The sequence below is a fragment of the Brevundimonas sp. BR2-1 genome (genome assembly GCF_037626195.1).
Taxonomy (GTDB): Bacteria; Pseudomonadota; Alphaproteobacteria; order Caulobacterales; family Caulobacteraceae; genus Brevundimonas.
Map to the genome: position 1 here is coordinate 1,265,321 of NZ_JARKMV010000001.1, position 23,125 is coordinate 1,288,445.

Sequence of the window (23,125 nt, forward strand, 5' to 3'; positions counted from 1 at the left end):
AGGAGCCCGCATGCGTCCCGTTCCCGCCCTGATCGCCTCCGTCCTTCTGACCGGTTGCGCCACGCCGGTGGAGCCTGCGCCTGATGGCCCGCCGGCGGCGCAGGACGGCGACGACTGCGCCGTCATCGCGGCCGTGGCCAGGGAGCATTTCCGCTTCGGCCCGGACAATCCGCCGCCGCCGGTCCGGTTCATGGGAGGCTATGCTCCGCGGTGCGACTGGAGCCGCTACGGTCTCGCCTTCACCCCCTATGACCGGGACGCGCCCGAATCCAGTGGCGGCAGGCGTTGGGTCAGTTTCGAGCGGCCCCGCTATGACGGCCAGGGCGCTCTGATCAAGGTCGGCGTCATGCACGGGCCTCTGGCCGGACAGGGCTCGGAATGCCGCGTCCGGTCCGGCTTCGCGGGCTGGACCGTCAGCGAATGCCGCGCCACCTGGGTCAGCTGACCGCCGAATCCTGATCAGGCGGCGGTGACGGGCGGCCCCGGCCCGCCTATGTTCCGCCAATGACCGACACCGCCGCGCCCGAAACCACCGACCGCCCCCTCACCCAGGACGGCCCCGCCCTGCGGCTGTGGATGATCGACGCCTCGGCCTACATCTTCCGCGCCTATCACGCCCTGCCGCCCCTCACCCGCAAGTCCGACGGCCTGCCGGTGGGCGCGATCCAGGGCTACTGCAACATGCTGTGGAAGCTGCTGCAGGACATGAAGGGCAGCGACGGCCCGACCCATCTGGTGGCCATCTTCGATCATTCCGAGAAGACGTTCCGCAACGACCTGTACGACCAGTACAAGGCCAACCGCTCGGCCCCGCCCGAGGACCTGATCCCGCAGTTCCCGCTGGTGCGCGAGGCCACGGCGGCCTTCGGCGTCGCCTGTCTGGAGCTGCCCGGCTACGAGGCCGACGACCTGATCGCCACCTATGCCTGCAAGGCGCGCGACGCCGGCGGCGAGGCCGTGATCGTCTCCTCCGACAAGGACCTGATGCAGCTGATCGGCGGCGGCGTGGTCATGTGGGATCCGATGAAGGACCGGCGGCTGGCCGAGGACGCCGTCATGGAGAAGTTCGGCGTCCTGCCCGGGAAGATGGTCGACCTTCAGGCCCTGATCGGCGACAGCGTCGACAACGTCCCCGGCGCCCCCGGCATCGGCCCCAAGACGGCGGCCCAGCTGCTGGACGAATACGGCGATCTGGACACCCTGCTGGAACGCGCCGGCGAGATCAAACAGCCCAAGCGCCGCGAGACCCTGCAGAATTTCCGCGACCAGATCCTGCTCAGCCGCGAACTGGTGCGCCTGACCTGCGACGCCCCCGCGCCCGAGCCGATCGACGACTTCGTGGTCCGTCACCCCGATCCCGAAAAGCTGGGCGAGTTCCTCGACCGGATGGAGTTCCGCAGCCTGCGCAACCGCGTCGGCGACGGCAAGGCCCCCGCCAAGGACGGCACGGCCTTCGTCGCCCGCGCCAGGCCGCCCGTCGCCCCCGTCGCCACGCCCCGCTACGGCCAGGTCCCGACCGGCCCGGCCGAGGCGCAGAAGGTCGACATCGAGGCCTACCGCTGCATCCAGACCGTCGACGAACTGGACGCCTGGATCGCCCGGGCGACCGAGGCGGGCGTCGTCGGGTTCGACACCGAGACCGACGCACTCAGCGCGACGCATGCGGGGCTGTGCGGGGTGTCGCTGGCGGTCGGCCCGAACGAGGCCTGCTATGTGCCGCTGACGCATGAGCATGAGCCGGCGGCCAATGCCGGGGGGCTGGATTTCGGGGGGGAGAGCGACCAGCGCGAACCCCTCACCCAGATCGACAAGCCGACCGCCCTGGCCCGGCTCAAGGTGCTGCTGGAGAACCCGGCGGTCCTGAAGGTCGTCCAGAACGGCAAATACGACATCGCCGTCATGGCGCAGCGGGGCATACGGATCGCACCGATCGACGACACCATGCTGATCTCCTACGTGCTGGAGGGCGGCCTGCACGGCCACGGGATGGACGAGCTGGCGCGGCTGCACCTCGGCCACGACCCCATCCCGTTCAAACAGGTCGCGGGCACGGGCAAGTCCCAGAAGTCGTTCAAACACGTCGAGCTGAAACCGGCCACCTGCTACGCCGCCGAGGACGCCGACGTGACCCTGCGCCTGTGGCGGATCCTCAAGCCGCGGCTGGCCGAGGAGCGGCTGACCACCGTCTATGAGACGCTGGAGCGCGGCATGCCCGAGGTGCTGGCCGGCATGGAGCGGGCCGGCATCCGCGTCGACCCCGACCGGCTCAAACGCCTGTCCTCGGAGTTCGGCCTGCGCATGGCCGAGCTGGAACAGCAGGCCCACGAACTGGCCGGCCGCCCGTTCAACGTCGGCAGCCCGCGCCAGATCGGCGACATCCTGTTCGGCGAGATGAACCTGACCGGCGGCAAGAAGACCGCCTCGGGCCAGTGGGAGACCGGCGCCGCCACCCTCGAGACCCTGGCCCTGACCCACGACCTGCCGCGCGTCCTGCTGGACTGGCGCCAGCTGTCAAAGCTCAAGGGCACCTATACCGACGCCCTGATCGAGGCCGCCGACAAGACCACCGACCGCGTCCACACCTCGTACCAGCTGGCCGCCGCCACCACCGGCCGCCTGGCCTCCAGCGACCCCAATCTGCAGAACATCCCGATCCGCACCGAGACCGGCCGCCAGATCCGCCAGGCCTTCATCGCCGCCCCCGGCCACGTCCTGATCAGCGCCGACTACAGCCAGATCGAGCTGCGCCTGCTGGCCCACATCGGCGACATCCCGGAACTCAAGCGCGCCTTCGCCGCCGGCATCGACATCCACACCGCCACGGCCTCCGAGATGTTCGGCGTCCCCGTCGACCAGATGGACCCCGAGACCCGCCGCCGCGCCAAGGCGATCAATTTCGGCATCGTCTACGGCATCTCGGCCTTCGGCCTGGCCAATCAGCTGAACATCGACCAGGGCGAGGCCGGGGCCTATATCAAGACCTATTTCGAGCGCTTCCCCGGCATCCGCGCCTATATGGACGCGATGAAGGCCCGGGTGCGCGAGACGGGCCGGGTCGAGACCGTCTTCGGCCGCCGCATCCACATTCCCGCCATCCACTCCAAGTCGGGGGCCGAGCGCCAGTTCGGCGAGCGCGCCGCCATCAACGCCCCCATCCAGGGCGCCGCCGCCGACATCATCCGCCGGGCCATGATCCGCATGCCGGGGGCGCTGGAGGCGGAGGGCCTTTCAACCCGCATGCTTTTGCAGGTCCACGACGAACTGGTCTTCGAGGCCCCGGAAGCCGAGGCCGAGCGCGCGATTGCGGTGATCAAGCGGACGATGGAGGGGGCGGCGGAACCGGCCGTGGCCCTGACCGTGCCGCTGGTGGTGGATGCGCGGGCGGCGGGGAACTGGGACGAGGCGCACTGAGGGGAAGCGAGCGTCCCTAAGCGGCGATCTTAGTGAGAAAGAATATGCCACCTTCTACACGCTGCTTGATGGCACCGAGGCGAGCTAGACTATATTTTCCTGCGTCTCCATGGGTTGCGCTATTGAACACATCGAATAGCTGAACAACGTTTGCCATGTCTTCATCTACAAAATCGTTGAGAGCGTCGTTAATAATGCCGGACCTTTTCAATAGGAAAGCGATCTTGGATCGTCGCGTAGGCTTTCCTTGAGGTGTCCTCTGACAAGAGGGATCGTCTACTTCGACGACATCATCCGGAGCTTTTGCTTCTAGGATCTTTGTGATTATCTCTCTTGCGCTTGTACAAAAATGGCGCGCCGCGTCAGGATTTTGTGGGTTTAGCGAGAACAATGCGCCCTTCCATCGCGCATCGAGATCCGGGGAAATCTTCGACAACTCATCAGTGATGGCGGTTGCCGTGCCTTCGTCCTCTGCAACTACCGGCTCAGAGTCAGATAGGGCGTTGGCAAGCGCCAGACTGTTCGCATTCTCGCGCGCGGGCATTTCCGAAACGAGAAATTCCTCGACATCGTTCGAATAAGTTTGCGCGCCGGATGAAACCCGCTCGTATGCCGCATTTAGGTCTATCGATGACCTACGGACCGCCTGATAAGTATCAGGTGTAGGATGGCTGTGAATTCGAGTTAGCTCTCTCGCAATCTGCCTACGATTGGCCTCCACGCGACTATTGTGTGCCCGAACTTCCCTATTGTAGTTGGAAATTGCGGTCTTTCTTTTTTGCTCGTCCTGACGAACCGCTTGGTTGTGTCTGCTTATTTCACGATTAACCGCCGCCACATTCTGGCGGAGCTGACTATTGTATCGGTTTACCTCGCGATTATAGGCGTCAATTGCAGCCTTTTGTTTTCTTTGGGCTTCTCGAACAAGTCGCTGGTACTCACTTGGGGACACTCTCCGGACCACTGAAGTCCTCCACAGAAAATGTTTATGTTTCGTTCTATCATACGGCGCGGTTTACGGTAAGCAAGCTTTGAGACAGGCTACTATCTTAGCAGGATTCGACTCCCGTCAAGCTTGTGCCTACCGTCGCGCTTCACGGAGACCGATGTCTTGGCTTTTCAGATCCTATCCTTGTCTGGCGGGGGCTTTATGGGCCTCTACACCGCTGCTGTTCTCGCATCCCTCGAGGAACAGCAGGACTGCCGGATCGCTGACTGCTTCGATCTAATCGCTGGCACATCAGTAGGCGGGATTATCGCCCTGGGGCTTGCTCACCGAACTCCCGCTAGCGAAATCCGGGATGCATTTCTCTCCAATGGAGCAAGCATCTTCTCTACCAAACCGCCGCCTCAGAACGGGCTAGCTAAGAAGGCGGCGCTCTTCAAGAATGCGACTAAGCCCCTTTACTCTGCGGCGCCGTTGGCTCGCACCATCGAGGCGATTGTAGGCAGCGACACTCTAGTTCGTCACCTGAATCATAGAGTGATGGTTCCGACAGTTAATCTGACCAAAGGAAGCCCTCAGGTCTTCAAAACTTCACACCATCCGACCTTTTCAAGAGACTTAAGATTAAGAGTGGTAGATGTGGCATTAGCAACGTCAGCCGCCCCGACCTTCTTTCCTCTACATAGAATAGGAGGCGAATTGTATGCAGACGGAGGCCTCTATGCGAATGCCCCTGATCATCTTGCGTTGCACGAAGCTGAGCACTTTTTGGGGCAGAATCTAGCTGACATTAGAATGCTCAGCATCGGGACCACCACATCCAGCTTCTCATTTTCGAACTCAGTCGGCACGGATTTGGGTTGGATGGGCTGGATGGAGGACCAACGCCTTCCCAACGTTATGATTGCGGCCAATCAGGTCAACGCGGATTTCATGCTGCGGCACCGACTCGGCGAGCGATACCTTAGGATTGATCACACTCAGTCAAGAGAACAGGAAAAATCTCTCGCGCTAGACGTCGCGAGTGACGCTGCGAAGCTCGACCTGTTGGCCTTGGCGGAGGCATCGGTACGCGAACATCTCGGTCGACCCGCGCTGTCCACCTTTCTGAAGCACACAGCGCCAACACCGACATTTTTCAATTTGGGATAGAAACGATGGGCGTTGCAGCTGGTTTATTTTACTCTACCAACGATCCCCAAAAATCGTTGGACTACAGAATTCGCCCCAGTGATGAGCAATACAGATCGCAAGAAGAACGCTGGAATGATCTGAGGGAGGTTCTGCTAGCAGACCTTTCTGAAAAGTCGGGCTGTCCAATGTATTCTTGGCTTCAAGGCTCTTATAAATTTGGAACCCAAATACGTCCTGCGTCGGCGGGGCAAGAGTTCGACATTGATCTGGGCGTCTATTTCCGTTGGAGCGGACAGCCTACGGACGGCGCGCACACACCCGTCGATTTGAAAGATCTGATCCAAGGCAGTTTGGAAACATATGCGGAGGACCCCGGCAATGATGCTGAGGGCGTTAGTGAACCCAAGCCTCGCTGTTCCCGCATCCATTTCGCGGATGATTTTCACATCGATATCCCAGGCTACCACCTTGATAGCGACCGGGATGCGCGTTCGCTGGCGACATCAGACGACACTTGGGAAGATAGCGATCCCAAGGCCATATACAAATGGTGGAAGGATACTTTTGACGGTGCTGCCCGTCCTCGAGTCCGAAGGTCAGTTCGCTACCTGAAGATGTGGGGTGCACTGGCGTTCCCCGATGGCGATCGTCCCTCTTCCATCATGTTAACAATCTTGGCCGGCGACGCTTACAACGCGATAAATCCGGACGAATTTACTGGTGACGATGAACTCCTCGCTGGGCTTGCAGCTGAGATATCCCGTCGCCTCCACAGGGATTCATCGGTAGCAAATCCTGTTAACAAGGCGGAGAATCTCAATCGCCTTAGCGCCGAGTCATTCGCCAGCGTGAAAGAACGACTGGATACGTTCGTAGCTACAGCGCAGCGAGCGGTTGCCTGCACGAGTAAGGCCGCAAGCGCCGAAGTTTGGGCGGAAATTTTTCAGCACTTCTTCGAAATCCCGGATGAGGAAGACGAGGACGTATTGATGGAAAAGGCCAACGCGCTTCCAGCGGTGTCCTTCAATCCACAAGTTGCTGTGACTGCGAAATCCAAAGACGGGCAGCGTTTCTGGAAGGGCGAAAACGAGATTGGTCCGATTCCCAAGGGCTGCGAATTAGAGTTCGCGCTTACCAATGTGCTGGAACTACCTCCCGGAGCAGAGGTCTCTTGGACGATCAGAAATTCGGGCAATGAGGCTGAAAAAGAGAACGATCTCGGTCATAGCGGCGGCACCGGATATTCACGAAAAGAGACTTCTGCCTACCGGGGCCGGCATTTCGTTGATGTTGCGGTCAAGGTGAATGGCAGCCTTATCGGACGAAGAAGAATTCCCGTTGAGGTGACAGGGATGGGTTGGCCGACCCAGCGAGCGCGTGCTCGCCCCACCTACGGCAAGTTCCGATCAAAGAGACGCTAACTCGATCGGAAGGTCGGAAGCATTCCGACTCACACTGTATCCCTGCGCCACCCCAGCGCCCGCCGCTCGATCCGGGCCGCCTGTTGCAGGACGGCGCCGGGGGCGAGGCGCTCGATCTCGGAGAGCAGGCTGCCGATGCCGGCGCGGCCGTCGGCGCTGGTCAGGTCGAGGCCCTGGAGGACGGCGAGGAGGCGGGCGGTCGGGTCTTCGGGCGTCATGGCTGGGGCTCTCTGGCTGGAGGGATGTGAAGACCGACCCGGGGAGAGGGAAAGCATTCCGGTAAGGGGCGCGCAACGGGAATGTTGCCGGTTTGTTCTTTTTTGTGTGGAGGGGTGTGAGCATCGTCTTCCTGTCGTCATTCCGGGCGAAGCGCAGCGTAGACCCGGAACCCAGCGGCGCGCGTGAGCGCGACCCTGTCGGGAGCACGGCTGAGTGTTTGTGGCCGATTGCCTCGGCGGTGGTTCGCCGCCGTCGCGGCGCCGCCGGGTTCCGGGTCTCCGAGCCGCTGCGCGCCTCTCCGCCCGGAATGACGACAGGAAGAGGGAGCGGCGGCAGACGTGTCGTCGCGGCAGAACTTTTTTGCTGGCGCCGGGATTCCTGTGGGCGTGGCGGTTTGCGGGGCGCGGGAGCGGGTTTGCGCGCCGCAGGAAGGGGCGGGGTTAGACTCCGCCCATGGAGAAGAAGCATTTCAACGCGAAGCATGACGACGCGACGTGGCGGGGGCTGTTCAGGCGCTGGCACGCGGGAGAAAAAGCGCCGGCGCTGAGGGCCGAGTCGGGGGTGTCGCACGACACATGGACGGCCAATGCGAAGCGGCTGGGGATGCGGATCGGGGACCTGCCGGCGGACGATCCGCGGCGGCGGCGGGTGCCGGCCTTCGGCGAGCGGACGGGGGACTATCGGCATCCCAAGAGCCTGCTGGACGAACGGGACTGGCTGAGGGTGATGGCGCTGCGGGCGAAGGGGGTGCGCGGCAGCCTGCTGGCCGAGGTGTTCGGGGTGGAGCACGCCACCATCTGTTCGCAGGCCAAGGCGCGGGGGGTGACGCCGCCGCATCTGACCCCGGCGCCGCGGCGGCCGGAGATGGCGTTCGATGCGGACCTGGACAATCCGGTCCGGACCTTCTGGTCGCTGACGGAGACGATCGAGCGGGCCATACACGACGAGCGCCATGACGACGTCCAGACCCTGTACCGGCAGTGGAAGGTGCTGGAGGACCTGTTCGCGCTGAAGCAGCGGCTTGACGCCGGCGAACGCGCGCGCCGCGCGTCCCGGCGTTGGCCGGGATGACGATCTCGCCGCCCGGGCGGGGGGTGTGGTAGAGGCCGGCGATGCAAACCGTGGATGTCCTGATCGTCGGCGCCGGCGCGGCCGGGATGATGTGCGCCATCGAGGCCGGGCGGCGCGGGCGCAGCGTGCGCATCCTCGACCATGCGCGGGCGCCGGGCGAGAAGATCCGCATCTCGGGCGGGGGGCGGTGCAACTTCACCAACCTGGGGACCGGGCCGGGGAATTTCCTCGGCGAGAACCCGCGGTTCGCGACCTCGGCCCTGAAGCGGTTCAGCCAGCATGACTTCATCAAGCGCGTGGATCAGGCGGGGATCGCCTGGCACGAGAAGACCCTGGGTCAGCTGTTCTGCGACGACTCCGCGAAACAGATCATCCGCATGCTGACCGACGACATGCGGGCGGCGGGCGCAGTGCTGTCGCTGGGGACGTCGGTGGAGCGGGTGGAGCGCGTGGGCGACGGGTTTGAGGCGGCGCTGTCGGACGGGTCGGTGGTGAAGGCGCGATCGCTGGTGCTGGCGACCGGGGGCAAGTCGATCCCGAAGATGGGGGCGACGGGCTGGGCCTATGACGCCGCGCGGGGGTTCGGGCTGAGGGTCACGGAGACGCGGCCGGCGCTGGCGCCGCTGACGTTCGAGGCGGGGCTGCTGGAACAGCTGACGCCGCTGGCGGGGGTGGCGGTGGATGCGGTGGTCAGCCATCGCGTCCCGGCGGACCGGGGGGCGCCGGGGCGTCCGGCGGGCGAAACCCGGTTCGCCGAGGGCCTGCTGTTCACCCATCGCGGCCTGTCGGGCCCGTCGATCCTGCAGATCAGCAGCTACTGGCGCGAGGGCGAGGCCGTGACGGTGGCGATGGCGCCGGATGTGGACGTCCACGCGGCGCTGAAGGCGGCGAAGGAGGAGAACGGCAAGCAGATGGTGCACACGGCCCTGGGCCACATCGTGCCGCGCCGGCTGGCCGAGAGCGTCTGCGAGCGCGAGGGGGTGAAGGGCAAGCTGGCCGAGGTCGGGGACAGGACCCTGCGCCGGCTGGACGCGGCCGTGAACGCCTGGACGGTCAAGCCGGTGGGGTCGGAGGGGTACCGGACGGCCGAGGTGACGCTGGGCGGGATCGCGACGGACCAGCTGGATCAGCAGACCATGGCGGCGAAGTCGGTGCCGGGGCTGTACGTCATCGGCGAGGCGGTCGACGTCACGGGCTGGCTCGGCGGCTACAATTTCCAGTGGGCCTGGTCCTCGGGTTGGGCCGCCGGGCAGGTGTGCTAGGAGACCCGCCATGCCCTTCACCGCCACCGTCCTGACCATGTTTCCCGAGGCGTTTCCGGGGCCGCTCGGCGTGTCGCTGATCGGCACGGCGTGGCGCGAGAGGGGCTTATGGAGCCTTGAAACGGTTGACATTCGGGCCTTTTCCACAGATACGCGCGGCTTCCTGGACGACACCCCCGCGGGTGGCGGCCCGGGAGCCGTGCTCAAGGCGGACGTGGTGGCCCGGGCGCTCGACAGCGTATCCGGTCCGGCGCGGCCGCTTTTGTACATGAGCGCCCGGGGTCGGCCCCTGACCCAGGCGCGCGTGAAGGAATGGGCGAAGGCGGACGGGATCACCGTCCTCTGCGGCCGGTTCGAGGGGGTGGATCAGCGCGTGCTGGACGCGCGCGGGTTCGAGGAGGTCTCCGTCGGAGACGCGGTTCTCGCCGGCGGCGAGGCGGCAGCCATGGTGGTGATCGAGGCGTGCGTGCGATTGATCCCCGGGGTGCTGGGCCAGGCCGAAAGCCTGAGTTCGGAAAGCTTCGAGGACGGTCTTCTGGAGCATCCGCAGTACACGCGACCGCGGACGTTCGAGGGGCTGGAGATACCCGAGGTGCTTCTGTCGGGCGACCATAAAAAGGTCGCCGCATGGCGCGAAGAGCAGCGGCGAGAGACGACCCGGGAACGGCGGCCAGACCTCTGGACGGCGCATCTGGACAAGACAAATGCGGGACTTGAGCCCGCCAAATCACAGGTAAAGAGCGCAAAAGCTCGAGGAGAATGACATGAACATCCTGCAGACCATCGCAGCCGAAGAAAAAGCCCGCCTGGTCGACAAGCGCGCCATCCCCGACTTCCAGCCGGGCGACACCCTGCGCGTCATGGTCAAGATCAAGGAAGGCGAGCGCGAACGCATCCAGGCCTTCGAGGGCGTCTGCATCGCCCGCGCCGGCGGCGGGATCAACGAGAATTTCACCGTGCGCAAGATCAGCTTCGGCGAGGGCGTCGAGCGCGTCTTCCCGCTGATGTCGCCGAACATCGACGCCATCGAGGTCAAGCGCCGGGGCGTCGTGCGGCGCGCCAAGCTCTATTACCTGCGTGATCGCCGCGGCAAGTCGGCCCGGATCGCCGAGAAGCAGACCGTGCGTCCGGTCAAGGGCGTCGTCGTGCCGGAAACCGGCAAGGCCGAAACGGCCGCCGACGCCGAGGCATAGGCCGCCTTGCAGCCAGAATGACGAAGGCCCCGGCGGAAACGCCGGGGCCTTTTTCACGGGCGGAAGCCGCTGCGGATCAGGTTCCGGCGCCGGCCTTGAGCTGTTCGGCCTGACGCAGGTGGCCCTCGATCTTCGGGACCACCGAGCGGGCGTGGGCCGCGAGCGGGGCGGCGTTCGCGTCCGTATTGTCGGCGAAGCCGCGATGCAGGGTCAGGGCCTCGTTATGGGCCGCGATCTGCTGGTCGAGCCACACGTCGTCGAAGTCCGCGGCCCCAGCCGAACGCAGGTTGTCGATCAGGCCCTGACGGCGCTGGTCGAGGGCAGCGGGCGGCTGCATCGGCGGATTCATGCCGCCGATGATCCCCTTGAGTTTGTTCGAGGCGTCGGTGTGGTCGGTCTTGATCATGGTCGCGAGCCGTTTGACGTCGGCGTTCTGCGACCGCTCCATCGCGATGTCCGCGGCCGTGATCTCATACATGTCGCCCATGGCGGCGTTTGGCACATAGGCGTCGACCGTATTGGAGCCGAGGGTGGCGGCGGAGACCTGACCCACGGGGGCGGCGGCCATGTCCTGGGCCTTGTCGACGGCCGGGGAGGCGCCGCGCTCGTTGCAGGCGGCGAGAAGGGCGAGGCAGGCGGCGCCTGCGAGAAGCGGTTTCATCATGGGTGTTGTTCCGAAAGTTGAGGTGCGGCGTCGAGGGAGGGCGTGACGGGGCCGCCGGGCGATCGCCCGGCGCGATCAGACAGGAAAGATCGCGTGCGCGGCGCCTTGGAGCGCTGGGTGACCCGGTTGAGCTCGACACCTTCGAACACGATGGCGATCGCAAAACCCGGCTCGCTGAAGAGCAACCTGCGGCGGGCCATGTCCTCGGCTTCATCGGGTCCTTCGACGTCGACGATCTCGTGCGCGCCGGGCCGGGACAGATAGTTCAGCTGATACACGGGCACGACGCGCAACTCTCCCCTGTGACAGGTCAACAACAGCTCGCCGAAGGCTGTGGTTCCTGTGTTCGCTTGACGACAGAGGCGCCTCGCGTGGTGGGGGGCTGGCCAGCGCGGCGATCAGGTCCGCGTCATTCGGGGGTCACCTTGCCTCCGTGCACCTGGGCGTGGCCGTGGTGACGCAGATGGCTTTCGTCGATCGCCTCGATCAGCTTCAGGCCCTTCTCCTTGCCGACCAGCTCCAGCAGGGCGTCGATCTTGGCCTCCATCCGGTCGTCGTTTTCCTTCGAGGAGGGCGAGCCGACGTAGAGGAAATAGGCCAGGCCGACGACCTGCCACAGCAGTTGCAGGAACTCGGACTGCCAGTTCTCGAAGGTGTCCCGGCCCATCTCGGTCAGATACGGGACCAGTTGCGCGGTCTCGCCGTGCTCTCGCGCCTCGTCCGCGAATGCGAACCAGCCGAAGGCCCAGTGCAGGCCCATCGAGATCAGAAAGAAGGCCAGGGTGATCCAGCCATAGGCGTATTTCTTCATCGCGATCCTCCATCCGCGCGGGGCTCGCCCTCGCGACCCCGTCAAAAACGGCAGAGGTTCTCGCGCCGTTCCAAAGTCGGGAGGACGACATTGCCCGGGCTTGCCCTGGACCCCGCGAAGGTCCCGGCCGAAGGGGCTCTTTTTACAGACCCAGCGCCGCCTTGATGTCGCGCCAGTCGATGTATTTGAAATTCTGGGTTCCGACGTCGTTGACGTCGTCCTGAACGACGACGACGCCTTCGGGGAACGAGCCGACGGCGCCGCCCAGGGCCGCGAGTCCATCGGTGCCGGTCACGCCGTCGACCGGACCGTCCGTCACCTTGAACCGGCCGACCCAGACGTGCGCCGCGCCGTCGATCCGCCAGACCGGGAAGGTGGAGTCGCCTTGGCTGGATGCGATCAGATAGCGGGCGTCCCCGTCGGCGAGAATGGTCAGGCCTTCCGCGTCCGCCACGAGCCGGTCGGGCGCCGCGGGCTGGATCAGGGTGCGTCGGTCGCCGGACGCCGGGTCGAGGCCGTAGCGCCACAGGCCGACGTTCTCCTCGTTGATATAGAGGGCGTCGGTGGCCTCATCGGCGGCGCAGCCTTCGGAAATCGTGCCGATGTCGGCGCGGCGAACCTCGCGCGCGGCCGGGCGGCCGACGGCGTCTGCGGTCAGGACATACTGGCGAAGCTCGCCCTCGTGACCGACCAGGACGGCGTGGACCTCGGCCCCGCGGCGAGCGAAGCAGAAGCCGTAGGGCTCGACGACATCAGTGGAGATGTAGCCCCATGGACGGACGCCGTTGGCGCCGGGTCCCGCGGGATCGAAGGCGTAAAGGGAAATGCCGGTGCGGCCCGGGGTGCGATCGCTGGCGCCCAGCACCACCTGCGCGCGGCCATCGATGGTCAGACCTTCGACGGCGTCGACATTGTTGAGCAGGCCCTCGGGCAGGAACTGCAGCACCTGGCCGTCGAAGCCGTAGATATAAAGTCCGGCCTTCTTGTCCGTGCCGGCGACAAAGCCGGGGCTGGCGCGGCCGTTCACCGTCACGGGGGCGGCGGAGGCCCAGATGGCCGGATCGTCGGCCGCATCCTCGCCGCCGCCCGTGCCGACCGAGGGAGTTTCCAGCCGCGCCTGGACCGCGGCGCCTTCGCCGACGAAGCCCGCGCCCTCGCCCTGATAGTCAACCTCGGTCGTGGCGCAGCCGGCGAGCAGGGCGGCGGCGGCGGCGGCCATCAGCAGGCGGAGAGTCATGGCGGCGTCCTTGTGGGCGGAGGGTCCGGCCTGACCATGCGTTCCGCCGGCGGTCAAGATTGCATCGATGACAGTCCGGCGACGCATCGGTGAAAGGCGATCCGGCGCCAGAGCAACGGTCATTGAGGCGTCAACGAACCGCCAAGCCAGCGTGGCGGAACTGTCGCGCTGGCGTTGTCACTCGGCCCTAGCTCGGGGTCCCGAAACCGGCGTCCTCGGGGGGCGCGCGGGTAACCGGGGATTTCCGATGAAGACCATGCTTCTGCTCGGCGCAGCCATTGCGCCGCTCGCCTTCGCGATGCCGGCCCTGGCCCAGTCGGGCCCCGCCGCCGACCCGCAAGGACCGGTGTCGTCGCTTGAAGAAGTGATCGTGACCGGCGAGCCCGTCATGCGCAACCGGACCGACGACGTCGTGCCGACGCTGTCGTACGACCTCGAATATTTCCAGCGCTTCGAGCCGCTGACGGCCGGCGACGCCCTGAAGCGCGTGCCCTCGGTCGCCTTCCTGTCGGACATTCTTGAATCCGACGGCGTGCGCATTCGCGGTCTGGACTCGGCCTATACCCAGATCCTCATCAACGGCGAACGCGTGCCCGGCGCCAATCTGGACCGCAGCTTCTTCGTCGACCGCATCCCGGCCGAACTGATCGAGCGGGTTGAGGTGGTGCGCTCGTCCTCGGCCAACCGGTCCGGCGACGCGTTGGCGGGCGCCGTCAACATCGTTCTGCGCGACGCCCTGTCGCTGGACGGCGGCTATCTGCGGCTGGGCGCGCTCAACTTCCCGGACAGCGACGCCGGGGCCTGGGGCGGGACGTATGGCGCGGTCTGGGGCGGTCAGGCGGGGCCGGGTCGGCTGCTGGTCGGCGGCAATATCCAGGACCGCCGCAACCCCAAGGCCAAATACAGCCAGCGCTTTGACGAGCCCGGCGGCGATCTGGACAACACCGAGGTTCAGACCGATGTGCGCGACGGTACGGACTATTCGGCCAACGCGTCCTACATCGTCGACCTGGCGGGCGGCGAACTGTCGCTGGACGGCGTCTTCGTGCGCACAGACCGCGTCCAGCTGGAAGACTCGCTGGAGTACGCGGGTGGCGTGGAGACGGCCGCCAATCTGGAAACCATCAACGCCAACCCGCTGGACATCCGAACCGACAACTGGTCGCTGAACGGCCGCTACCGGCGCGAGATGCTGGGCGGCGAGACGACGGTGAAACTGGGCTTCGCCTCGATCGACGACGCGCAGTTCGAACGCGAAACCGAGTTCGACGTCGCGGACGAGGAAATCGGCGACGAGATCACCGACACGCAGATCACCGACGACGAACTGCAGGCCGCGCTGGAACACCAGATTGATCTCGGCGCCATGACGCTGGAGTTTGGAGTCCAGTATGGGGAGAAGACCCGCGACACCCGTATCCTGTTCGCCGAGGGCGAGGCCGACAACGAGACGGCTTTCCGTCTGCTTGACCCGACGGAATTCGATGACGCGGAAGCGGTTCCGGGCGGGATCAGCACGATCGAGGAAACCCGGATCGACCCTTATGTCATGCTGTCGGGCGAGAACGGCCCGCTGAAATGGGAGGCCGGCCTCCGTTACGAGACCACGGATGTGGCCCTCACCGACGAGACCGTCGATCCGGCCGATCGGGTCAACGAGCAGGACTACGGCCTGTTCCTGCCGTCGGCCAGCCTGAGGTTCCGCCTGTCCGACAGCGACCGGGTCATCCTGTCGGCCGCCCGCACCGTTCGCCGCCCCAACTTCGACTTCATCTCGCCGGCGCTGCTGGAAGGTGAATACGGGGACAACGACTTCCTCGGCAATCCGGACCTCGAACCGGAAACCGCCTGGGGCGCCGACCTGGGCTTCGAGCGGCGGCTGGGCCGACGCGGCGTGGTGGGGATCAACCTGTTCTACCGCGACGTGACCGACCTGATCGAGCTGACCAACACCGGCGACTACTCCGACGAGGCCATCGGCAACGCCGAGGACGCGCGGGACGAGGCCCTCGCCGACGGCGACACACCAGCCGAGGCCCAGGCCGCCTATGAGGCGGAACTGACGTCCTTCGTCCTGACGGCGGAGAACGTCGGCGACGGCCAGGTCTGGGGTGTCGAGTTCGACCTGTCGACGCCGCTGGACTTTATCGGCATGCCCGATACCGGGGTCTTCCTGAACTACTCCTGGCTGGACAGTTCGGTGGACGACTTCATGGGCGAACGCCGCTTCAACTCCCAGGCGGAATATGTCTTCAACGCCGGCTTCACCCATGACATCCCGTCGTGGGGCGCCGCCTTCGGCGCCACCTATCGCAAACAGGGCGACGCGGAAGGCCGGATCGTCGGCGAAGAGGTGGTGACCACCTACGGCGCCGATCTGGAAGTGTTCGTCGAGAAGCGGGTGGCGCGCAACATCGTCGTTCGCCTGACGGGCTCGAACCTGCTCGACTCGTCCAAGGACGAGGTCTTCGACAAGTTCGACACCATTCAGGACCAGATCGACCGTGACTACGACGAATATGAGCTGGAAACCGAGACCGCGGGCCCGGTCTATCAGGCGGTGATGCGCGTCGCCTTCTAGGACGGGGCACTGAAAACGAGGAAGGCCCCGGCGCGAACGCCGGGGCCTTTTTCACGTCACGGACGATGGATTAATTCGGATACAGCCGGTTGTCGGCGTCCTTCTGGCCCTCGAGACTGTGCTTGAGGTCGCGCATCTGGTCGTGGCCATCCTTCACCGTCGTCCAGGCCCGGCGGATGGTCTCGCGAGTGGTGGCCGAGACGGCCGAGTCCTCGAGCGCGGTCTCGAACTTGGCCTTGATGAAGTCCTCGCCGTTCTCGACCGAGTTCACCACGGCCTGCTCGTCGCGGAGGAGGGCGTGTTTGACGTCCAGGAAGGCGCGGTGGGCCTTGGCCAGGATGGTGCCGTCGTCCTCGGGGTCGCCGCCGAGGGTGCGCACCGCGCCCTGAAGTTCGGAAGCGACCTGCCGGCGTTCGAAGCTGCGGGCCTCGAACAGGGTGCGGAAGCCTTCCTTGTCGGTTTCCTTCGCAGCCTCGCGATAGCCGTCGGCGCTGTCGATCGTGGTTTCGATCAGGCTGTTCAGGACATGGATGTCATGGTGGTTGGGGCTGCTCATGGCGATCGGCCTTTGCTGTGGGGAGATGCCCCCAAAGCGCGCACCGCGTTGAAAAGGTTTCAGCTTCGCCGTTCTACAATTTCGTGCGCAGCGACCAGAGCTCGGGGAAGCAGCGCCGCTGGAGCGTCTCGGTGAGATAGGCGACGCCCTCGGTGCCGCCGGTGCCGCGGCGACGGCCGATGATGCGCTCGACGGTGACCACATGCTTGTGCCGCCAGGTCAGCAGGGCGTCGTCCAGGTCGACCAGTTTTTCGGCCAGCTGGTAGAAGGGCCACCAACGGGCAGTGTCGCGATAGACCTCCAGCCAGGCGGCCTCGACGGCCTCGGAGGCCTCCCACGGCTTGCTGACGTCGCGGTGCAGGACCTCGGACGGGACCGGCAGGCCGGCGGCGGCCAGCTGATGCAGGGCGTCGTCATAGAGGCTGGGCGCGGCCAGGGCGGCGCGCAGGGCGGCGTGGGCGTCAGGGCGTTCCTCGTGGAAGCGCAGGAAGCGCTCGTCCTTGAGGCCCAGCATGTATTCGAAGCGGCGGAACTGGTCGCTCTGGAAGCCGGACGACGAGCCCAGCACGCCGCGGAAGCGCAGATAGTCGGCGGGCGTCATGGTGGCCAGGATGTCCCAGCTCATGGTCATGACGGCCTGGATGCGGCTGACGCGGGCCAGACTCTTGTAGGCGGGGACCAGATCGCCGGCGCGGACCAGCGACTGGGCCAGGGTGACTTCGTGCAGGATCTGCTTGAGCCACAGCTCCTTGGTCTGGTGGATGACGACGAACAGCATCTCGTCATGTTCGCTGGAGATCGGATGCTGGGCGGCCAGCAAATCGTCCAGGGCCAGATAGCCGGCGTAGGTGATGTCGGACGGAGGGGCGGGCGTGTCGGTCATGCGCGACCTATCGCGCGGGCGGGGTCCCGGCTCAAGAGCGGTCGGCGTCGTCGCGGCCCGGATCCAGGGTGTTGTCGACCTGGTCGTCCCAGCCCTCGCGGCTGGACTTGAAGGCCAGCCCCATCAGCACCCAGGCGAGAACGACCGTCCCCAGCACCCCCAGCGACAGGGCGATCCAGCCGTGCAGCGGCAGATCGCCGCCGCCGATCGCCTTCCAGAACAGGCCGATCAGGCCGGTGGCCGCGGCCGAGACGACGGCGGCGATGAGCAGATTTCGCAGGAGGCGGAGGACCATGGACGGCATGTAGGGGCGCCGGACGGCGGATGCGAGCCGCCGGTCAGGCCCGGTGAGTGACCGATACGGTCATGCCGGGACTGGTCGTCAGGGTCAGGCGCGCGTCCAGCTGTTTGACCAGGGCTTCGACGATGGCCGTGCCGAGGCCGCCGTGGGCCGAAGGGACGGTGTCGACGGCGCCCACGCCGTTGTCGCAGACGACCAGAACCCAGCTGTCGCCCTCGCTCTCATATGTGACAAGGATCAGGGCGTCCGCGCGGTCGGCGGGGAAGGCGTATTTGATGGCGTTGATGACCAGTTCGGTGACCATCAGCCCCATGCTGACGGCCTTGTCCGAGCCGATGAAGCCGTGGTCGGCCTCGACGCGGATGGCGATGGGCTGGGTTTCGCCGACCATGGAGGCGGCGAGGCTGTCGCACAGCTTGGTCAGATAGGGGCCGACCTCGATCTGGTCGAGATCGCCTGAGGCGTGGAGATGGGACTGGACCTCGGCGACGGAGAGCACGCGCTGGTGCGCGTCCTTGAGGTGCAGGCGGGTTTCCTCGGACGTCACGGCGCGGGCCTTGATCAGCAGGATGCTGGCGATGATCTGCAGGCTGTTGGCGACGCGGTGCTGCATCTCCTGCAGCAGGATCTGCTTCTGACGCAGAAGCTCTTCGGTGTGTTCGAGCAGGTCGGCCAGTTCGCGCTCGACGGCCCGGCGCGCGGTGACGTCGGTGAAGGCCAGCAGGATGGTGCTGTTGGGACCGGTTTCGTAGATCACCTTGCGCGCGTTCAACAGCATGCTGCGGCGGCCGACGCCCGGGAAGTCGTGATCGACCTCGAACCCGTCCATGGCGGTCTTCTCGGGAATGATGGTCTCGAGCAGCAGGCGCAGGGCCGGGATGTTCCACTGGCCGTCGCCGAGGTCGTACAGCAGCCGCCCCATGGTGCGGTCGGGATCGACCTTGAATATCTCGTAGAAGGCGCGGCTGGCGGCCAGGACCGTCAGGTCGCCGTCGAGGACCAGCAAGGGCTCATGGATGGTGTCGACGATCGCCTGGGCGAGCGTCTGGGCGTCCTCGATCCCGGGGATCGTCGTCGACATGGCGGAGAGGTCGTCCAGCTCTGGCGCGCGGAAGCGCGGCCAGCCCGACATCTGTACGCGCAAAAACGACGCCGTGGGAAATTAGGTTGGCGCGCCGACCGGGACGAGCCCGGCGGCGTAGCGGTCCTGCCAGTCGGCCTGACGCGCCAGATCCCGCCAATACACGGCCATGCTCACCCATGCGGCGCTCACCACGGGCGCGGCGTCACGGGCGGCGCGGCGGTCCATTCGTGCGGCCATGGCCCTGCATTGCGGAGCGGTTCGCATGTTCGGTTCCGTCAGGCCGGGACATCCGGCTGCACAGGGAACCTGGCTGGACTCCGAAGGGTCCGTATGGCGGCGCTTAGCGCTGGACCCACTGGCCCTGGGCATTGCGGTACCACTGGCCCGAGCTGATGCGCGGCAGGAGCTGACCTTCGAACATCCGGGCGCCGGCGACGTCAGGCGTGGTGCCCGCGGCCTGGGCGCTGCGGGCGTAGGCTTCGCGGCGGGCGGCGTTGGTCACCTGGACCGCCTGGGTCAGGGCCGGGTCGGAGGCGGGGACGCGGAAGCCGAGGTAGCCGTCGGCCTGTTCACCCACGGTCCCCTGCGCCTTGGCGGCGTCGATCATGGACTTCTGGGCGGAGGTCTGGGCGAAGGCCGCGCCCGCGGCGACGCCAAGAGCCGCAATGGCGGCGGCGACGACGAAGAACTTGCGGAAAGACATCTGGGTCAACTTTCGCGTCAGAACAGGTTGGGGTTTTCGACGAGGAGGTCCTGAAGCTCCTTGTCGAGACGCACGCGAACATCGGCGTCGAGTTTGGCGTAAATCTGGATCGGATCGACCTGCAGCCGGACAGTGGGCGTGCAGGCGCCGGCGCCTAGGGCGGCGATAAGGCCGAGAACGGCGAGGCGTGTGCGCGTCCGGGTCATGATGCGGTGGTCTCCGGTCTTCGATCGACGGTGATCTAACGCCCTGCGGGGTGAACGGGTTCTGAACGGCGAAGGCGGCGGGATCAGGGCGTCGTCGGAGCCGGGGTCGGGACGGGCGTGGATTGCCCGTTGCGGGCGCGGTTGAGTTCCAGAAGGTCGCCGACCAGTTGGTTGAGATTGAGCGTGGTGTCCAGCGTCAGGTCGATGCCGGTGCCCGACGGCAGGGGCAGTTCGCGGTTCAGGAATTCGCGGCTGATGAAGTCGGCGATCGAGATGCGCAACTCCTGCTTCTGCGGCGGGTCGTGGCGGCCGCGGATGCGGAACAGGACCCCGATCCGGCCCTCGTCGAGGCTGTTCACCTCGGCCGAGAGCAGGTCGAACGACAGGTTCTCCATGGCCTGATAGGCGAGATCCTGGATGGTGTTGGGCGGCACGGCGTCCCCGCCTCCCCCCGCTTCGAGCCCGGTGAGGGCCTCGCGGGCGATGGACAGACGGCCGGGCTGGACGGCGGCGAGAGAGCCGCCGGTGATGCGGACGCCGCCTTCGCGGGTGGAGGTGAAGGGCAGGCGGCCCGAGACGAGGGCGTCCAGCCTGACCTTGTCGCCGAAGCCCGAGCCCGCGATGACCTCGCCCAGCTGGACCTTGTCGAGAACGATGACGCCGGTGATGGGCTGGGTCGGGTCCAGCGGCACGGCGAAAGGCTCGATGCTGACGCGGCCGCCGGCGACGGCGAGGTCTCCGCCCTGGATGGTCACCGCCGCCTTGTCGAGGCCGAAGGTCAGCTGGATGTCGGTCAGGGGGGCGAAGGACTCCAGCTGGTCCGCCGTCAATCGCTGACCCGGGGCGGCGGTCAGGGGGGCCAGGTTGATGAAGTCGACGGTTCCGCGCAGCCTCTTCACCGGTCCGGCCGGGCTGACGAAATCGAGGCCGGGAATGGTCAGGCGTCCGGAACTGGTCCCCTCGGCCTCGGCGCGCCAGTCGATGCGGCCGTTGAAACTGACCGAACCGGTGGCGGGAGAGCCGACGAAGTCCCCGGCGAGCGGGCTGAGATCCCCTGGCTGGAGGCCGCCCTCGGCGAAGACGATGGACGGAGCGTCGATGACGATTCCGCCGGCGCCGGCGCCGCCGTCATGGGACAGGGTCAGCCGCCCCAGCGCGGCGCCGTTGCGGGTCAGGTCGAAGGCCCCCGTCCAGTCGTCGCCCGTCATCCGGGCCGAGCCGGATGCGCCCAGCGGATTGAAGCGCAGGGGGGTGGTGGCGTCCGAGACCGTCGCCTCGGTCACGCCGGCATCGAGGGTGATGCCCCGGGGGCCGCCGATGGCGGTGAAGCCGCCCTGGATGTCGCGGAAATGCAGGGCCAGGAAGGGAGCGTCAGCGCTGAAGCCGCGCAGGGTTCCGTCAGAGCGCCAGCCGCCGTCGGCGATGCTGGCCAACGGACGGGCGGCTGGGCAGATCTGGCCGGCCAGTTCGGTGACGTCGCTCTCGTCCAGTTCCAGCCGCTCGACCGTGACGGGCGCGCAGTCGGCGGCGACATAGCTCACGCGGCCGTTCGAAGAGGTCAACTGGCCGCGGGTCTGGACCGTGATCCCCCTGGCGAGGCCGAAGTCGAGGGCGGCGCGGCCATCCAGCGCCGCGGTGAAGCCGGTCGGAGTCAGGCGCCAGTCGGGAATGGCGAAGGCCGCCTCTGGCAGACCCCTGCCCCGGGTCGCGGTCAGGCTGAGGGCGCCGCCGCCGAGCCGGCCACGGGCGGCGGAGAAGACGGGTCCGGCGGCGGGGTTCAGGGTCAGAACGCCGCCGTTGGCGGGGCGCAGGGTCGCGGGCCGGGTCAGGACAACGCGGGCGCCGGACGGACCGGCGGTCAGGCCGAAGGCGGGGATGTCGACGGCGAATGCGGACAGAGCCTGTTTCATCCCGGCCAGTTCGGGCACGTCGTCGCGGCCGGCGGGACCGAACAGGGGCCAGCTGCCGCGCGCGGCCGTCAGCGATCCGTTCGCGGAGGCGCGCAGGCCGCTGTCGACGACGAGGTCGAGGCGGCCGCCGCCGTTCACGCCGTTCAGGGTCAGGTCGCCCCAGGCCAGACGCGTCGCCGAGACGGCCATCGGCCCCTCGGCTTCAAGCGCGGCGTTGCGGCCGCCGAGGGTGAGGCTGGCCGAGCGCAGGGCCACGCCCGTCCCGTCGAGGCCGGCGCCGGAGGCGCGGGCGGCGGTGACGGTCGCTGGGCCTTCGAGTCGCCAGCCGAAGCCGTCGGCGTCGCGGCTGAAGGTCGCGCGGGCGCGGTCGAGCCGCAGACGGGCGCCCGAGGCCGCGGTTCCGGGACCGTCCACGCGCGCGGCGCGGACGTCGAGGTCGCCGTCGCCCGCGATGCGGAAGGTTTCAATCCAGCCCGTCGTCTGGCCGGTGAAGCCGAGGCGGGCGTCGGCGCCCCGGGCCGTGGTTCCGCCCGACGACAGCCCGGCCGCGGTGAAGGCGGCGTTGACGGCGGCGCGGCCGTCGCCCCGGCGGCCCTTCAGATCGGGATAAGGCAGGTTTCCGGTGACGACGAGTTGGGCCGTATCGCCCGTCAGACCCTCCATCGTCGCGTGTTCGGCGGCGGCGTCGAGGCGGACGGCTATACGGTCGCCGGTGGTGGTCAGGTCGACGGCGGCGCTGAGGCCCCGCGCCTCGGCCTCGCCGCTCTTGAAGGCCGTCGCCGGCATGTGGGCGACCAGGCGCATCAGCTTGCCGTTGTCGACCCGGGCGTCGCCGAGGATATTGGCGGGGCCATAGTCGGTGTCGAGGCGCACCCGGGCGCGCTCGACGATGACCAGCGGCGACCGGCTGTCGGGCCGCGGCGGGCGGCCGGTGAATTTCTCGACCAGGGGATCCAGCGAGCCGAAGGTCAGCTTGCCGCCGCGCACGCTGGCGCGCACCACGGGGCGGACCAGACGGATGCGGGTCGGGGTGACGCCGAGGCCGCCCTTCGACCAGGGCGCGCCAATGCCGTAGTCGACCTCGACCCGTTCGATCGTGACGTCGGGATTGGCCGGGTCGCCGATGCGGATGCGGGCGACCAGGCCGTCCATCTCGAGCCGTTCGATGTCCATGTCGGCGTCGACGCCCTGCTGCTCCAGCCAGCCGATCAGGACCTGACGGGTGGCGGCCCGGCGGTTGAGCCACAACAGGGCGAACAGGATCAGCAGGACGCCGAACACGGCTCCGGCGACGATCAGGAGACGGCGACCGCGGGGGGGACGCCGGGGCGGGGGGGCGGGCGAGGCGTCAGCGCTCATACGGGGGTCATAGCCGGATGGAGGCCCGCGCGGGAAGCCCGCTGAACAAAACCGGAAACGCAGCGAATACTACAGGCGTGTCTGTCGAAGCACAGTTGAGTGGCGGATCGGCCACTTTGAATGCATCGATCATCGCTTCGAGATGGGTCGTACACGTTCAGAGCGACTCCTGT

Annotated in this window: 23 protein-coding genes; 9 read left to right on the top strand and 14 right to left on the bottom strand. The window is 66.7% G+C overall.

Annotated elements, in window-relative coordinates; translation table 11 throughout:
- The first annotated feature begins 10 nt into the window (after window positions 1–10).
- Both BrevBR_RS06285 and polA read left to right on the top strand, forming a co-directional pair.
- Complete coding sequence (locus BrevBR_RS06285; protein WP_340000328.1) at window positions 11–445, top strand: hypothetical protein; 435 nt, start codon at window positions 11–13, stop codon at window positions 443–445.
- A gap of 59 nt (window positions 446–504) precedes the next feature.
- Window positions 505–3,411, top strand: coding sequence for a DNA polymerase I (polA, locus tag BrevBR_RS06290; protein WP_340000329.1), 2,907 nt, complete (start codon window positions 505–507; stop codon window positions 3,409–3,411).
- Window positions 3,412–3,427: 16 nt separating this feature from the next.
- Here polA and BrevBR_RS06295 read toward each other — a convergent pair whose 3' ends face one another.
- Window positions 3,428–4,363, bottom strand: a complete 936-nt coding sequence (locus BrevBR_RS06295; RefSeq protein ID WP_340000331.1) for a pPIWI-associating nuclease domain-containing protein — start codon at window positions 4,361–4,363, stop codon at window positions 3,428–3,430.
- Window positions 4,364–4,522: 159 nt separating this feature from the next.
- On the opposite strand from BrevBR_RS06295, the gene BrevBR_RS06300 reads away from it, so the two are divergent.
- Window positions 4,523–5,509 carry a CBASS cGAMP-activated phospholipase gene (locus BrevBR_RS06300; RefSeq protein WP_340000332.1) on the top strand — a complete coding sequence of 329 codons (987 nt, stop codon included), beginning with the start codon at window positions 4,523–4,525 and terminating at the stop codon, window positions 5,507–5,509.
- A 5-nt stretch (window positions 5,510–5,514) separates the two neighbouring features.
- Window positions 5,515–6,912: a CBASS cGAMP synthase gene (locus tag BrevBR_RS06305; protein WP_340000333.1), complete on the top strand. Its 1,398-nt coding sequence runs from the start codon at window positions 5,515–5,517 to the stop codon at window positions 6,910–6,912.
- Between the two features lie 29 nt (window positions 6,913–6,941).
- Here BrevBR_RS06305 and BrevBR_RS06310 read toward each other — a convergent pair whose 3' ends face one another.
- A complete protein-coding gene (locus BrevBR_RS06310; RefSeq protein WP_340000334.1) occupies window positions 6,942–7,130 on the bottom strand; it encodes a hypothetical protein in 189 nt (62 codons plus the stop codon).
- A gap of 454 nt (window positions 7,131–7,584) precedes the next feature.
- Here BrevBR_RS06310 and BrevBR_RS06315 point away from each other — a divergent pair, with 454 nt between their 5' ends.
- Genes BrevBR_RS06315 through rplS form a run of 4 tightly spaced genes read left to right on the top strand, consistent with a single transcriptional unit; the run spans window position 7,585 to window position 10,657 of the window.
- A complete protein-coding gene (locus tag BrevBR_RS06315) occupies window positions 7,585–8,202 on the top strand; it encodes a hypothetical protein (protein ID WP_340000335.1) in 618 nt (205 codons plus the stop codon).
- 41 nt (window positions 8,203–8,243) lie between these two features.
- Entirely contained in the window at window positions 8,244–9,464 is a 1,221-nt protein-coding gene (locus tag BrevBR_RS06320) for an NAD(P)/FAD-dependent oxidoreductase (RefSeq protein WP_340000336.1), read from the top strand.
- Window positions 9,465–9,474: 10 nt separating this feature from the next.
- Window positions 9,475–10,227: a tRNA (guanosine(37)-N1)-methyltransferase TrmD gene (trmD, locus tag BrevBR_RS06325; protein ID WP_332641280.1), complete on the top strand. Its 753-nt coding sequence runs from the start codon at window positions 9,475–9,477 to the stop codon at window positions 10,225–10,227.
- 1 nt (window position 10,228) lies between these two features.
- A complete protein-coding gene (gene rplS, locus BrevBR_RS06330) occupies window positions 10,229–10,657 on the top strand; it encodes a 50S ribosomal protein L19 (protein WP_332641279.1) in 429 nt (142 codons plus the stop codon).
- 76 nt (window positions 10,658–10,733) lie between these two features.
- Here the strand turns inward: rplS and BrevBR_RS06335 are convergent, their stop codons facing one another.
- The 4 genes from BrevBR_RS06335 to BrevBR_RS06350 all read right to left on the bottom strand — a co-directional run bounded on the left by BrevBR_RS06335 (window position 10,734) and on the right by BrevBR_RS06350 (window position 13,369).
- Window positions 10,734–11,321, bottom strand: a complete 588-nt coding sequence (locus BrevBR_RS06335; protein ID WP_332641278.1) for a DUF4142 domain-containing protein — start codon at window positions 11,319–11,321, stop codon at window positions 10,734–10,736.
- Window positions 11,318–11,614, bottom strand: a complete 297-nt coding sequence (locus BrevBR_RS06340; protein ID WP_340000337.1) for a hypothetical protein — start codon at window positions 11,612–11,614, stop codon at window positions 11,318–11,320. The genes BrevBR_RS06335 and BrevBR_RS06340 overlap by 4 nt, the downstream gene beginning before the upstream one ends.
- Before the next feature lie 116 nt (window positions 11,615–11,730).
- A complete protein-coding gene (locus BrevBR_RS06345; RefSeq protein WP_332641276.1) occupies window positions 11,731–12,132 on the bottom strand; it encodes a DUF6766 family protein in 402 nt (133 codons plus the stop codon).
- A 142-nt stretch (window positions 12,133–12,274) separates the two neighbouring features.
- Window positions 12,275–13,369, bottom strand: coding sequence for a phytase (locus BrevBR_RS06350; protein WP_340000338.1), 1,095 nt, complete (start codon window positions 13,367–13,369; stop codon window positions 12,275–12,277).
- 247 nt (window positions 13,370–13,616) lie between these two features.
- Here BrevBR_RS06350 and BrevBR_RS06355 point away from each other — a divergent pair, with 247 nt between their 5' ends.
- Entirely contained in the window at window positions 13,617–15,950 is a 2,334-nt protein-coding gene (locus tag BrevBR_RS06355; RefSeq protein WP_340000339.1) for a TonB-dependent receptor plug domain-containing protein, read from the top strand.
- 70 nt (window positions 15,951–16,020) lie between these two features.
- On the opposite strand, the gene BrevBR_RS06360 is transcribed toward BrevBR_RS06355, so the two are convergent.
- The 8 genes from BrevBR_RS06360 to BrevBR_RS06395 all read right to left on the bottom strand — a co-directional run bounded on the left by BrevBR_RS06360 (window position 16,021) and on the right by BrevBR_RS06395 (window position 22,952).
- Window positions 16,021–16,506 (bottom strand): PA2169 family four-helix-bundle protein, encoded by a 486-nt coding sequence (locus BrevBR_RS06360; protein ID WP_332641273.1) that lies wholly within the window; start codon window positions 16,504–16,506, stop codon window positions 16,021–16,023.
- 73 nt (window positions 16,507–16,579) lie between these two features.
- Window positions 16,580–17,389 (bottom strand): tryptophan 2,3-dioxygenase, encoded by an 810-nt coding sequence (locus BrevBR_RS06365; RefSeq protein ID WP_340000341.1) that lies wholly within the window; start codon window positions 17,387–17,389, stop codon window positions 16,580–16,582.
- Window positions 17,390–17,420: 31 nt separating this feature from the next.
- A complete protein-coding gene (locus BrevBR_RS06370) occupies window positions 17,421–17,684 on the bottom strand; it encodes a hypothetical protein (protein WP_332641271.1) in 264 nt (87 codons plus the stop codon).
- A 43-nt stretch (window positions 17,685–17,727) separates the two neighbouring features.
- Window positions 17,728–18,822 (bottom strand): sensor histidine kinase, encoded by a 1,095-nt coding sequence (locus BrevBR_RS06375; protein WP_340000342.1) that lies wholly within the window; start codon window positions 18,820–18,822, stop codon window positions 17,728–17,730.
- 30 nt (window positions 18,823–18,852) lie between these two features.
- On the bottom strand, window positions 18,853–19,038 hold the full coding sequence (locus tag BrevBR_RS06380; protein ID WP_332641269.1) for a hypothetical protein: 186 nt from the start codon (window positions 19,036–19,038) through the stop codon (window positions 18,853–18,855).
- A 76-nt stretch (window positions 19,039–19,114) separates the two neighbouring features.
- Window positions 19,115–19,477, bottom strand: a complete 363-nt coding sequence (locus BrevBR_RS06385; protein WP_332641359.1) for a YdbL family protein — start codon at window positions 19,475–19,477, stop codon at window positions 19,115–19,117.
- Between the two features lie 17 nt (window positions 19,478–19,494).
- Window positions 19,495–19,683 (bottom strand): YnbE family lipoprotein, encoded by a 189-nt coding sequence (locus BrevBR_RS06390; RefSeq protein WP_340000343.1) that lies wholly within the window; start codon window positions 19,681–19,683, stop codon window positions 19,495–19,497.
- A gap of 83 nt (window positions 19,684–19,766) precedes the next feature.
- A complete protein-coding gene (locus BrevBR_RS06395) occupies window positions 19,767–22,952 on the bottom strand; it encodes an intermembrane phospholipid transport protein YdbH family protein (protein ID WP_340000344.1) in 3,186 nt (1,061 codons plus the stop codon).
- Window positions 22,953–23,125 lie beyond the last annotated feature (173 nt).

Excerpts from the sequence above, each read along its gene's own strand:
- BrevBR_RS06285 (WP_340000328.1), top strand. The coding sequence starts at position 11 with ATGCGTCCCGTTCCCGCCCTGATCGCCTCCGTCCTTCTGACCGGTTGC.
- polA (WP_340000329.1), top strand. The coding sequence starts at position 505 with ATGACCGACACCGCCGCGCCCGAAACCACCGACCGCCCCCTCACCCAG.
- BrevBR_RS06305 (WP_340000333.1), top strand. The coding sequence starts at position 5,515 with ATGGGCGTTGCAGCTGGTTTATTTTACTCTACCAACGATCCCCAAAAA.
- BrevBR_RS06310 (WP_340000334.1), bottom strand. The coding sequence starts at position 7,130 with ATGACGCCCGAAGACCCGACCGCCCGCCTCCTCGCCGTCCTCCAGGGC.
- BrevBR_RS06315 (WP_340000335.1), top strand. The coding sequence starts at position 7,585 with ATGGAGAAGAAGCATTTCAACGCGAAGCATGACGACGCGACGTGGCGG.
- BrevBR_RS06320 (WP_340000336.1), top strand. The coding sequence starts at position 8,244 with ATGCAAACCGTGGATGTCCTGATCGTCGGCGCCGGCGCGGCCGGGATG.
- trmD (WP_332641280.1), top strand. The coding sequence starts at position 9,475 with ATGCCCTTCACCGCCACCGTCCTGACCATGTTTCCCGAGGCGTTTCCG.
- rplS (WP_332641279.1), top strand. The coding sequence starts at position 10,229 with ATGAACATCCTGCAGACCATCGCAGCCGAAGAAAAAGCCCGCCTGGTC.
- BrevBR_RS06335 (WP_332641278.1), bottom strand. The coding sequence starts at position 11,321 with ATGATGAAACCGCTTCTCGCAGGCGCCGCCTGCCTCGCCCTTCTCGCC.
- BrevBR_RS06345 (WP_332641276.1), bottom strand. The coding sequence starts at position 12,132 with ATGAAGAAATACGCCTATGGCTGGATCACCCTGGCCTTCTTTCTGATC.
- BrevBR_RS06350 (WP_340000338.1), bottom strand. The coding sequence starts at position 13,369 with ATGACTCTCCGCCTGCTGATGGCCGCCGCCGCCGCCGCCCTGCTCGCC.
- BrevBR_RS06355 (WP_340000339.1), top strand. The coding sequence starts at position 13,617 with ATGAAGACCATGCTTCTGCTCGGCGCAGCCATTGCGCCGCTCGCCTTC.
- BrevBR_RS06360 (WP_332641273.1), bottom strand. The coding sequence starts at position 16,506 with ATGAGCAGCCCCAACCACCATGACATCCATGTCCTGAACAGCCTGATC.
- BrevBR_RS06365 (WP_340000341.1), bottom strand. The coding sequence starts at position 17,389 with ATGACCGACACGCCCGCCCCTCCGTCCGACATCACCTACGCCGGCTAT.
- BrevBR_RS06370 (WP_332641271.1), bottom strand. The coding sequence starts at position 17,684 with ATGGTCCTCCGCCTCCTGCGAAATCTGCTCATCGCCGCCGTCGTCTCG.
- BrevBR_RS06375 (WP_340000342.1), bottom strand. The coding sequence starts at position 18,822 with ATGTCGGGCTGGCCGCGCTTCCGCGCGCCAGAGCTGGACGACCTCTCC.
- BrevBR_RS06380 (WP_332641269.1), bottom strand. The coding sequence starts at position 19,038 with ATGCGAACCGCTCCGCAATGCAGGGCCATGGCCGCACGAATGGACCGC.
- BrevBR_RS06385 (WP_332641359.1), bottom strand. The coding sequence starts at position 19,477 with ATGTCTTTCCGCAAGTTCTTCGTCGTCGCCGCCGCCATTGCGGCTCTT.
- BrevBR_RS06390 (WP_340000343.1), bottom strand. The coding sequence starts at position 19,683 with ATGACCCGGACGCGCACACGCCTCGCCGTTCTCGGCCTTATCGCCGCC.
- BrevBR_RS06395 (WP_340000344.1), bottom strand. The coding sequence starts at position 22,952 with ATGAGCGCTGACGCCTCGCCCGCCCCCCCGCCCCGGCGTCCCCCCCGC.